Annotated in this window: 14 protein-coding genes and 1 pseudogene; 12 read left to right on the forward strand and 3 right to left on the reverse strand. The window is 39.7% G+C overall.

What is annotated here, in order from left to right; genetic code table 11:
• Positions 1-180: 180 nt before the first annotated feature.
• Positions 181-363: an oxidoreductase-like domain-containing protein gene (locus H5201_RS18265; protein WP_182739590.1), complete on the reverse strand. Its 183-nt coding sequence runs from the start codon at positions 361-363 to the stop codon at positions 181-183.
• 153 nt (positions 364-516) lie between these two features.
• Here H5201_RS18265 and H5201_RS18270 point away from each other — a divergent pair, with 153 nt between their 5' ends.
• A complete protein-coding gene (locus H5201_RS18270) occupies positions 517-966 on the forward strand; it encodes a hypothetical protein (RefSeq protein ID WP_182739591.1) in 450 nt (149 codons plus the stop codon).
• 94 nt (positions 967-1,060) lie between these two features.
• A complete protein-coding gene (locus tag H5201_RS18275; protein WP_149980098.1) occupies positions 1,061-2,422 on the forward strand; it encodes a M17 family metallopeptidase in 1,362 nt (453 codons plus the stop codon).
• A 20-nt stretch (positions 2,423-2,442) separates the two neighbouring features.
• On the opposite strand, the gene H5201_RS18280 is transcribed toward H5201_RS18275, so the two are convergent.
• Positions 2,443-2,829, reverse strand: coding sequence for a VOC family protein (locus H5201_RS18280; protein WP_145236314.1), 387 nt, complete (start codon positions 2,827-2,829; stop codon positions 2,443-2,445).
• 55 nt (positions 2,830-2,884) lie between these two features.
• Positions 2,885-3,961, reverse strand: coding sequence for a ketoacyl-ACP synthase III (locus tag H5201_RS18285; protein WP_145236180.1), 1,077 nt, complete (start codon positions 3,959-3,961; stop codon positions 2,885-2,887).
• A gap of 153 nt (positions 3,962-4,114) precedes the next feature.
• Here H5201_RS18285 and H5201_RS18290 point away from each other — a divergent pair, with 153 nt between their 5' ends.
• The 10 genes and pseudogenes from H5201_RS18290 to H5201_RS18335 form a co-directional block, all read left to right on the forward strand.
• On the forward strand, positions 4,115-5,428 hold the full coding sequence (locus tag H5201_RS18290; protein ID WP_182785175.1) for an amidohydrolase family protein: 1,314 nt from the start codon (positions 4,115-4,117) through the stop codon (positions 5,426-5,428).
• Between the two features lie 8 nt (positions 5,429-5,436).
• Positions 5,437-5,841: a DUF4440 domain-containing protein gene (locus H5201_RS18295; RefSeq protein WP_182739593.1), complete on the forward strand. Its 405-nt coding sequence runs from the start codon at positions 5,437-5,439 to the stop codon at positions 5,839-5,841.
• Between the two features lie 70 nt (positions 5,842-5,911).
• On the forward strand, positions 5,912-7,153 hold the full coding sequence (locus H5201_RS18300; RefSeq protein WP_145236312.1) for an ATP-binding protein: 1,242 nt from the start codon (positions 5,912-5,914) through the stop codon (positions 7,151-7,153).
• On the forward strand, positions 7,150-7,680 hold the full coding sequence (locus H5201_RS18305; RefSeq protein WP_182730847.1) for a response regulator transcription factor: 531 nt from the start codon (positions 7,150-7,152) through the stop codon (positions 7,678-7,680). Before H5201_RS18300 ends, H5201_RS18305 begins: the two co-directional genes overlap by 4 nt.
• 284 nt (positions 7,681-7,964) lie before the next feature.
• Entirely contained in the window at positions 7,965-8,369 is a 405-nt protein-coding gene (locus H5201_RS18310) for a DUF1761 domain-containing protein (protein WP_145236169.1), read from the forward strand.
• Positions 8,370-8,412: 43 nt separating this feature from the next.
• Positions 8,413-8,664 (forward strand): hypothetical protein, encoded by a 252-nt coding sequence (locus tag H5201_RS18315; RefSeq protein WP_149980101.1) that lies wholly within the window; start codon positions 8,413-8,415, stop codon positions 8,662-8,664.
• 825 nt (positions 8,665-9,489) lie between these two features.
• Positions 9,490-10,014 (forward strand): hypothetical protein, encoded by a 525-nt coding sequence (locus tag H5201_RS18320; protein ID WP_182717832.1) that lies wholly within the window; start codon positions 9,490-9,492, stop codon positions 10,012-10,014.
• A gap of 139 nt (positions 10,015-10,153) precedes the next feature.
• Positions 10,154-10,768 carry a hypothetical protein gene (locus H5201_RS18325; protein ID WP_182717833.1) on the forward strand — a complete coding sequence of 205 codons (615 nt, stop codon included), beginning with the start codon at positions 10,154-10,156 and terminating at the stop codon, positions 10,766-10,768.
• A gap of 88 nt (positions 10,769-10,856) precedes the next feature.
• Positions 10,857-11,051: a transposase family protein gene (locus H5201_RS18330; RefSeq protein ID WP_182785176.1), complete on the forward strand. Its 195-nt coding sequence runs from the start codon at positions 10,857-10,859 to the stop codon at positions 11,049-11,051.
• Between the two features lie 51 nt (positions 11,052-11,102).
• Positions 11,103-11,287, forward strand: a pseudogene (locus H5201_RS18335) (ISAs1 family transposase); the annotation flags it as partial.

An 11,287-nucleotide genomic window follows, 5' to 3' on the forward strand; every position in this document is an offset into this window, starting at 1 on the left:
TTTCTATAGAGGAAATTCGAGATTTACTTACCTACATGAAAAATAATGATATTTTTAAGGCGGGGATTAGAAATTAAGCATTTAATGTAATTTTTATTGTAAAATAAATCAGAAAAAAAATAATAATTTTGTAAATAGAAGTTTTTAGACTGGAAACTGTTCAGTAAAGTTCAATGGTAATTATTGGTTATCAGTTTGTTCAGGATTTTGTTGTCGCCAAGCTTTTAACGCTTCTCGGTATTCATCCCAAACACATGGGCAACAACTGCCACCACCACAGCACTGATCAGCAGCCGGTCTGGTTGGTTTTGTGTCGTCAACTCGGTTTGCTATATCGGCTGTGTTTTGCGGTATTTTATTCATTACTTATAGGTTTAATAATATGGGCCGTTTATTGGCCAGTGATTATACTTAATCATGGCTTTTTTACTAGCTGAGAAATAATCTGGATCTGTTAATCGGTGATTGTATTAAATTATGCTTTGTGAAGTGTTAAGGCTATGTGAGAATAGCGTTATGCGACTATATAAAGTTATTCATCGTGCCCCAATTCGAGTGGCAAAAATTACTACAAAACGCCAACAGTTGCGTTTCAAGCGCGCTATGGTAGCACTTAAAATTGCACTGGCGCAGGAAAAGCAAGAAACCAAAGAAATGCTCACAATTTATCGTCGCTACACCCAAGGAGATGTGAGTAAAGAGGATCTGCAAAAAGCGAATGCCCAGTTTGTTGATATTCTCAAAGGATTGGGTTTAGGTGTTTTTGCTGTTTTACCTTTTGCACCTGTGACTATTCCACTGGTTGTTAAGTTGGGTCAATGGGTTGGGGTTGATGTACTGCCAAGTTCATTTAACATCAATAAATCACTTAAAGATATTGACCAGCAGATCGCTGATGAAGAGCTGCAACACCACCACGCTGAAAAAACGGCAAAGTCAGACGTAAAACCACCTGTAAAAAAATAATGCCATGCAGTTTAAAGGATAGTCTTTGTGCTATACCTTTTATGCTGAGTTATTGATATGCTTGATCATCATATAATTTTAAACGAGTCATTTAATGAGTACATTAATTCGTCATAGTTCTACGGGTATTCCTTTATCTTTTATTGTTAAAAATGACTTAGCTACATGGCAAGCACAGCAGCCAATTTTTTTACAAAACTGGCTAAATAGCTGTGATTTTGCAAAACAAGGTTTAGCCTTGGTGGTCAATCCACAAAGTGGAGCGCTAAGTCAGGTGTATTGTTTAGTTAATAGCGTTGATGACTTTTGGCTCGCGGGTGAATTAGCCAGCAAACTGCCAGCAGGAATTTACCAAGTTCAAGAGTGTGAACAACAATTAGAACAGATTGCTCTGGGTTTTATACTTGGTGGTTATGAATTTAGCGAATATAAAGCCAAAGGTGCTGTAAAAGCACAATTAGCAATAGCCGATGAAGCATTGTTTGCGCGTATTACACGCCAAGCAAATGCGATTAACTTAGTTAGAGATCTAGTTAATACGCCTGCCGCAGACATGATGCCACAGCACTTATCACAAGTGATGGCTGATTTAGCACACACTTACAATGGTCAATTCAATGAATGGATAGGGGATGAATTATTAGAACAAAACTATCCAACTATCCACATGGTAGGCCGCGCCAGTGAAAATAAACCGCGTTTACTTGATTTACACTGGGGCGCTGCAGACGCTCCTTTGATCACCTTAGTCGGTAAAGGTGTTTGTTTTGACTCTGGTGGTTTAGATCTTAAACCAAGCTCAGGTATGCGCAATATGAAAAAAGACATGGGCGGCGCAGCTCATGTAATTGGTTTAGCGCAGTTAATTATGGCGGCAAATTTACCAATTCGTTTACGCGTGTTGGTACCCGCTGTTGAGAATGCGGTATCGCGCAATGCATTTCGCCCTGGCGATGTAATTAAAACACGAAAAGGTATTATGGTCGAAATCGATAACACCGACGCAGAGGGGCGTTTAGTGTTATGTGATGCACTCACGGAAGCACAAAATGACAATCCTGAGTTGATCATTGATTTTGCAACCTTAACCGGTGCTTGTCGTATTGCGTTAGGCACTGAGTTACCAGGGTTTTTCTCAACTGAGCGTGATGTTGCCAATGGCATTATTGACGCCGGTATTGCAGTAAGCGACCCCGTTTGGCAATTACCGCTTTTTGAACAATATAAAAGTTTATTAAAAAGTGATGTTGCTGATATGGCTAACTGTGCAAGTACCCCATTCGGCGGCGCAATTACTGCTGCACTTTATTTAAAAGAATTTGTAGAGCCAACCACACCATGGGTACATTTTGATGTAATGGCATGGAATATCCGCTCATTACCAGGTCGTCCAGTCGGTGGTGAAGCACTCGGTATTCGTGCCGTATTTAACTACTTACAAAGTCGTTTTAAATAAATTTATTGAGCTTTGTGAGGTTATGCCTCATAAAGCTCAAGCGGTAACCCATCAGGATCTGCAAAAAAGGTAAATTGTTTACCTGTGTATTCATCCGTTCGAATCTCTTCTACTGCCACACCTTGGCTTTGCAAATACACTTTACTTTGCTCAATATTGGCCACTTTAAATGCTAAATGTCGTAAACCTTGTGCTTCTGGGTAACTAGGTCGCTTTGGTGCATTATCAAATGAAAATAGCTCTATTTGGCTACCATCAGGCAAGGCTAAATCTAATTTGTATGAGTGGCGATGTTGGCGAAAATGCTCTGCAATTATCGGCAGCTGTAAGATCTGATGATAAAAATGTTTTGAGCGGGTGTAATCGCTGCATATAATTGCAGCGTGGTGAATTCCTAGCAATTGCATCATTTTTAGCTATCTGTGGTAAATGGCGCAGTATAGCTGCGCCATATTGAGTATGTTATTGATCACTGCCTTTGCAAGCTGCTACTGCGGGGGCCACTAACTCTAAACCGGTTTTATCACACGGTGGTAGTGCTGCATCGCTAACGCTGATTGGCGTGACGCGTTCGCCCCATTTTATGTAACTAGCAGCCCAAGTTAATCCGGCACCAAATGCTGCAGACATGATATTAGCATGTGGTTTAATTAATCCTTGCTCAACAGCTTCGCATAATGCGATTGCAATAGTTGCTGCCGATGTATTGCCGTATTCGCCAATGTTAACCATTACTTTTTCATCTGGCACTTTTAAGCGATGTTGAATGGCTTGAATGATACGTAAATTTGCTTGGTGTGGCACAAGTACATCGATATCATCAAGGCTCAAATTTGCTTGTGTGAGCACATCGTCACAGGCTTCACTCATGCCCTTTACTGCGCGCTTAAAGATTTCGCGACCTTCAAATAATAAATCAGATGGCCCAATAGGCACATATTTATTTAAGTCACTACCAAAGTTAGTGATATGCAAGATATCACGGTCTTCGCTATCACAGCCTGTTTTTGTCGCGAGTAAACCCGCTGGCGTGTCTGCTGCTTCAAGTACTACGGCACCGGCGCCATCACCAAATAACACCGCACTATCACGGCGATCCCAGTTTACATACCAGGTCATACGTTCAGCAGCAATTACTACAGCTTTTTTGATCATACCGGCTTGAATTTGTGCAGTCGCTGCTTGTATTGCATATAAAAAACCAGAGCAAGCTGCATTGGTGTCCATAGCGGCAGCGCCAACTGCACCAATGTTTTTTTGTACTAACGAAGCTGTGTTTGCCACCATAGTAGAGGGCGTACATGTTGCTAATAACACTAAGTCAATGTCTTTAGCATCAATGCCAGCACAGGCTATTGCATGTTTAGCTGCTACAGTGGCAAGCTCTGCAGTACTAACGTGGCTTACTCTACGGGCTTTTATACCAGTGCGGGATGTGATCCATTCATCATTGGTATCAACTAATTGGCTAATTTCATCGTTGCTAATACGCGCTGGTGGGATACATTTACCCCAACCCGTTATGTGTGCGTAGGTCATAGTGTGCTCTCTTTAAGTGGTCAGACATGTGTCATCTATGTTTGATTTATACCAAAAATCCAGTTCTAAGACTAGTTTATAACTTAGCTTACGTCGTAAATAGTGGTAATTAAACGTAATTTAGGCTAATGGTAGTAGAAAAATGAGGTAAACATGAAACAAAAATTAATTACTATCTTGGCTGCATTGGGTACGACGGTATGCTCTGCGGCGGGTTTTGCAACACAAACTCAGGTTATTTACGCAGGATCAATGTTAGCAGGTGCTGAACAAACACTAGAAAAGCAACGCACTATTGTTATAGAAGACGCTATCATCACGCGCATCGAAAAAGGCTATATGAGTGTTACCGATCTAGCATTGCCCGATGCAAAGATCATTGATTTAAAAAATCAATTTGTTATGCCTGGATTAATTGATATGCACGTACATGTTACTTTTGAGCGTGACGCAAGTGCTAATCCACATCGCTGGCTAACAGAATATGAGGCTGATTATGCGCTGCGCTCAGTTAAATATTTGCAGCGCACTCTTGCTGCGGGTTTTACCTCCGTGCGTGATTTAGGTAGTAGCTATAAAGTGATCTTTCCACTACAGCGTGCCGTTGAGCGTGGAGATATTCAAGGGCCACGTATTTTTGCTGCAGGAGATACAATTACCCCAACAGGCGGGCATGCTGATCTGCACGGTTACCGTAAAGATATTAGTGATGTGATAAGTGGAGGGTTAGGGGTGTGTGATGGTGCTGATGATTGTCGCCGCGCGGTTCGTGAAGTAATTAAATCAGGTGCTGATGTAATTAAAATTACCGCAACGGGTGGGGTGTTAAGTAATACCGCAGCGGGTGTCAATCAGCAGTTCACAGATCAAGAGTTGATGGCGATTGTTGATACTGCACATAACTTAGGGCGCAGCGTAACAGCCCATGCTCATGGTACATCAGGGATCAAAGCGGCATTACGTGCAGGTGTTGATTCAATTGAACATGGCTCTTACCTAGACAAAGAGACTGTAAAGTTATTTAAGCAATACAACGCTTATTTAGTGCCCACGTTATTGGCAGGCCAAACGGTCAGTCAAGAAGTTCTCAGTAACCCAAATATGCCAACAGCTATTGCTGATAAAGTACGCACCGTTGTACCAAATGTTGCAGCTTCATTTAAACTGGCATTAAAAAACAATGTTAATATTGCTTTTGGTACAGATTCTGGCGTATCACGCCATGGTAATAATGCTGATGAGTTTTTATGGTTAGTTAAATATGGCATGACTGAAAAACAGGCTATTATGTCAGCAACAGTTAATGCCGCTAAGTTACTCGGCCAACAAGACCGACTAGGGCAGTTGAGTGTTGGTAAACAAGCAGATATCATCAGCGTTAATGGCTCTCCTCTTGATGATATAACGACATTGCAAAATGTACAATTTGTGATGAAAGCAGGGCAAATATATAAACACCAATTTTAGGATACAGTATGGGCAGCAAAATCAAGGCATCATTGTTTAATCATTTGATTGACGCTGAGCGCCAATTATTAGATCCTGAGATCCGTCAATCTGAGCAGGCATTGGATGCTTTGCTCGATGATGATTTTATTGAAATTGCCGCTAATGGTACTGTATTTAATAAATATCAAGTATTAACGCGGTTACCTACCGAAGTCGTGCCGCAGTTTTACAATCAGCATTTTAAAGGCCGAATGCTTAGTGATGATATTGCCCAACTAAGTTATCAAGCGGCATATCGGCGCTCTGCGCGCGCTGAGTTTAACTATTCGTTACGGATGTCGCTGTGGCGATTAACCGAAGGCCAGTGGAAAATGGTGTTTCATCAAGGAACGCCGTGTGCTGTGTTTAGTATCTCTATGGCTGATGATTAGGTTAACCTTCTTTAATTAGGCATTTTTTATTAGGTATTTTTTTGTTAGGTAATTATGTATGGCGTTTTTAATGCGCACTGATCCTGCGATTAGCCGTTTACTGATGTTACGCAGTGGTGCAATTGCAATTCAACTATTGGCCGTTGTAGCAGTCTATTTTTTACTTGAGCACCAAATCCCTTTATTGCCTCTACTGGTAGTGATCTCCCTTGAAGCCGTATTCCAAATTTTAAGCGTGATTGCTTATCGTAATGTCAGTAAAGCGAAAGAACTTGGGATGTTAATGCAGCTTACGGCCGATGTGCTTTTTTTATCGGTATTGCTGTCTTTGAGTGGTGGTGCGACCAATGCATTTGTGTCGTTACTGTTGTTACCAATAATGATTGCTGCGGTGAGTGTCAGTGCTCGCGGCTTAGCTTATATTGCTGTATTAGCGATCACCGCCTATAGCGTGCTGCTATTTAAAATGCCTCAGCACAGCATGCATCATATGCAAATGACCAGTCACTTTGTGGGTATGTGGGTTAACTTTGTGATCAGTGCTAGCGTTATAGCATTCGTTATCGGCACTATGAACCGTGCACTGCATTCGCGAGAGCGCACAATTGCAACTGTGCGAGAAAAACAATTACGAGCAGAGCAGTTAGTCACGCTTGATGGTGCTGCGGCACAAATTACTCATCAATTAGCCAGCCCAATCGCCAATTTACAATTATTGTATGAAGAGCTTCTTGAAGAGCAGCCCGATAATGAGATTGTGAAAGACATGCAGCAGCCCTTGTTGCAATGCGCACAGCAGTTAAAACAGTTTCGTACCCTGTCATCTGAACTACGCACACAAACGGTTGCAGCGACTGTATCGTTAAACGCATTAGCTCAACAAATTAGCGATACAATGCTATTACAGTATCCCGATCAACAGCTTAATTGGCTAAATGCAGCGCCTGCTAGCTCGGTTACTAATGATGCTATGTTACTGCCAGCGATATTAAACTTGTTGCAAAATGCTGCTTTTGCCAATCAACAGGCACAGCAACAAACACTGGAATTGAACTGGCAACAGACTCCAGATAACCCTAAAACAGTGAGTTTAGTTATACGTGATTTTGGTAAAGGATTTAGCGCAGCACAATTGGCAGAGTTAGGGGGTCAGTTAATGCCTAGTGAAACGGGGATGGGGCTAGCAGTTATGCTTTCAAATGTAACATTTGAGCGTTTACAAGGCTCTTTAACATTATTTAATCACCCACAAGGTGGCGCGGTTGCCAAAGTACAATTAACCATTGATGAGCCACAAGTCGAGCCTGTATGAAGCTATTAATTATTGAAGATGATATTAATCTTGCCAATACGTTAGCGCGGCGCTTAACCAAACACGGTTTTGCATGTCAGCTGGCACATGATAAAGCCGAGGCTATTGGCATAGCTAAAAACTTCGCACCGACACATATTCTGTTAGATATGAAATTAGCTGACGATAACGGTTTAGCTCTTATCGCACCACTGAGAGCCTTACTGACAGACGCACATATTGTATTATTAACAGGCTATGCCAGTATTGCCACAGCGGTAGAGGCTATGCGCCTAGGTGCAAATGATTATTTAACAAAACCCGTTGATATGCTCACGTTATTACGAGCCTTAACAGGCACATGCGAGCCAACTACTGAGTTAATTGCAGATGATATTGTAACTATGTCGCCAGAGCGTCTTGAGTGGGAACATATTCAGCAAGTGCTGCATACCAATCAAGGCAATATTTCAGCAACTGCTCGGCAACTTAATATGCATCGGCGAACTTTACAGCGTAAGCTACAAAAAAAACCAGTTCAGCAGTAAATCCTAGCGCAATAGTGAGCGTTATTTCGGATCACGGTTTCCGGTTTAGTAATGCTCAGTAAGTTTATTGTTGCCTTTTAGGCAATAAGTTTTACCCGGTCAACTAAGTAATACAGTCGCCTGTAGTCACTTTAAATGAAGCTCAGATTACTTTAGTGCATTTATATTTGGGCACCAGCCACGCATCATAGATAGTTTTGCAGTTTAGATAGTTGCTGCAATGGCGTTCATTAACTACAGTAAAAATATCATTGTATTTTTTGCAATCAGCATAAGTAGTCATTATGGATTTATCACAACTGGATTTTGTAGCCGTATTATTAGCTGCCATGTCTTCTTTTATGTTAGGAGGCGTTTGGTATTCACCTTGGTTGTTTCAACGAGCCTGGTTAGAAGGCTGTGGATTAACGGAGCTGGATTTAAAAGCAACAAATCCAAAATGGGTATTTGGTGGCGGTTTTGTTTTATCTTTATTTATCGCTTTTGGCTTATCACTGTTTTTAGGACCACATCCACATTTAGGGGTTGCGGTAGGCGTTGGCTTTGCGGTTGGACTATGTTGGGTAAGCAGTGCCTTAGGGATGAGCTATATTTATGAACAACGACCACTAAAGCTGTTTTTAATCAATAGCGGTTACCATATTTTACAGTTTACTTTAATGGGCTTAATCTTTGGACTTTGGCCATAAGCTGTTAATCTATTCGCGTGTTTGTAGTAAAAGTAACAAAATAATGGCAAAACCGAATAAAAAAGGCCCTACTAAAACGGTCGATATTTTTTGTAGTCAATGTAAAGCTCCCCTATTCAAATATCGTAAAGGCGGCAAAGGGGCATTGGTTAAATGTTTTATCGAACGGATCAGTCAAGATTTCACCACTATTCCTTGCGTATGCCCCAACTGCTCACGCCCTTTTGCTCGAGAAGCAATTATCCGAGGCGCACCCGCGTATAAAATGATCGGCGGCAAAGTTACGTTTAAGTAGTCATTTAATTTGAGCGTATATTCATATTTCATTCATTTAATCATCTTTTAGTCTGATTGTTCCTGTATCTGATTTAACTATAAATAAACCATAACTCTTTAATTTAATACGACTTTAAATAGTAATTGCACAGTTTTTTATGATATTGATGGTATCCGAGGTTGGTCTACTTCGGAAATTGAAACAATAGGAGCTGCATTTTTGAGAGGGTTTAAGAAGTACAGCGCAAAGGTACACGGAGCTGCGTATGCAATTGAGCATCGTCTAGATTCATTTTCTATAGATGCACTCGGAGCTTCTTACGAAGTTGGATATGGGGTAATGTATATGCAAGGAACAAAGAAAACATACTCTAGTTATGTCGCGTTTTGTAAATAGTTTTAGAATCAATAAGGAATAAAAATGATTAAAAAAGTAATTTTTATTTTTATTATATTTCAATTTTTATTGGTGATTAGTTTAAATCACCACTATGGGATAGCCATAGCGTTAACCACTTGTGTTTTTTATATTTTTCGTTCTAAATCCAATTTCTTTTCTTTGAGCTTTCTTTTTGAAGATGTAAAAGAAAATGCATTTACTTTACTATGTGTGTTTTCAATAGTTGCATTGACAATTTGCCAAATCTCTTATAGTTCAAATGATTGGGGGTTGTTGACAATAATAGTACCATTGTCGTTATTGTTTTATTTCTTCCTTACACTTTTTAGTTATACTGCTGATTGTATATATAAAATATTCGGAAAGTTTTTTAGAGGGAAGTAAGTGCTCGTAAAGTAAAATAGGAAAGGCACAAATTTTTCGATAGTGCATCAAGGAAATATAATGTCAAAATATAGATTTTTAACTTTATTATTTTTAATAGTTAATTCACAGGTATGCTTTTCAAATGCGATTGAAAAACCACCTAAAGCTATTGAAGCCGTAGTATATACTATTTGCGATTTGGTATATTGCAATACGAGTGTTGTTTTAAGAAATAATACGGCATTTGAAATTAAAGTAATTTCAAATTATTTCGATGAAACTCATTTTACTGAGCATGCTTTTAAGTTTTATAGAGCAAAAGACGTGTATGCAACGAGTAACCCGTTTGACAACCCATTATCGTTTAAAAATGTAGAGTTTTCGCCACTTGAAGGAGATGTAATATTTAAACCTCTTGAAGTCAAAACTTACACTACGCTAATAAAAAGAGATAGATTGAATTTTGAAAAAGGCATTGAGTACGTTGTTTTTTCGGTAGTTATGGATGCGCAATATGTGATAGATAAAAAAAAGTCAAGATTCATTTCATTGCTTAGTAAGTTAGGAATAGTTGATGATTTACTTACCTTGCCTGATGATTAAACTAACAGAAAAGTAAATAGAGTCACCCTTTAGTAACAAAGTGAATAGGGTCAGGTCTTTCTTTTTGTCTTTATGTAATTAGTGGCAAAAATTAGTTGACCACTACAGACCCCGATAGTTATAAACCAGAGGAGAAATCATGGTGGTCGCGATAGGTCCGACGATTCTAGCTATTGCAAGTGTTGTTAGTACTAGTAATTTGCATGTTAGCTGTGGAGAAAGCGTTCTAAATAACCAGCATAAGCTAATGGTAATGAAGAAATTAAATGGCGCAAGGGGCAAATTCCATTTTAAATGTGGTGATACAATATTTGTAGAAGAGCCTTCGAATACTGATGGCATTTGCTACAAAAAACATTATGGCGTGGTTGGCGGATATAAAGTTGAGCCCTATGTTGCCACATTGGAAGTCGCTGTGACTAATCAAAGTTGTAACTTTGATGGAGCCATCCGTTTAGAGCCTACCGTTGCTATAGAAGATTATGGGGTTATCTGGAGGTTTATGGAAGAGTTGAGAAATAACAAAGAGAACGCCATTAAAAAAAGGGTGAATATGTTTGACTGGTTTTTTGACAGTCAATTAAATAAATTCACCAGTATTCCTGGCGCTGTTTCAATGAGTCCAGTAGTAACAGGCTTATTTGAAAAGAATGCATACTCTATAAAAGTTTATATAAATTCTCAATTGTGGAAAGCTAATATTCATTTGAAAGATAATAAAGTTGAAGTTACCTCCATATATTCAGTAGAGTAAAAAATAATGGGGTCAGGTCTCAGGGTAAGATCACGAACTTTATCTTGACTTAAAAGTATGATCTTATACTCCTTTTTAAGGAGCCCCCATGCCTGAGATTCAACTATTTAAATATTTCGAATCAATTGATGACCCTCGCCAGCAGGGGAAAGTTGTCAATAAACTACTTGATATCATATTCTTAGCTGTCAGCGCTGTCATATCTGGGTGCCAAGGTTGGGAAGATATTGAAGATTTTGGCCATGATAGATTAGATTGGCTCAGGAAGTACGTTCCTCTTTAGCAAGGTATCCCTCGCCATGACACAATCGCTCGTGTGATGAGTCGCATTGATATGACGCAGTTTCAAGATTCTTTTTCTTCTTGGATGAAAGACTGTTCTAAATTAACTCAGGGCGATGTAGTTGCGATTGATGGTAAGCGATTGAAAGGTTCATTTAATCAGTCAGATAGGCGCGATGCACTTTATATGGTCAGTGCATTTGCGTGCGAAAATGGTGTTGTTTTGGCGCAATGCCC

It is taken from the genome of Pseudoalteromonas sp. SG43-6 (assembly GCF_014164365.1).
GTDB lineage: Bacteria > Pseudomonadota > Gammaproteobacteria > Enterobacterales > Alteromonadaceae > Pseudoalteromonas > Pseudoalteromonas rhizosphaerae.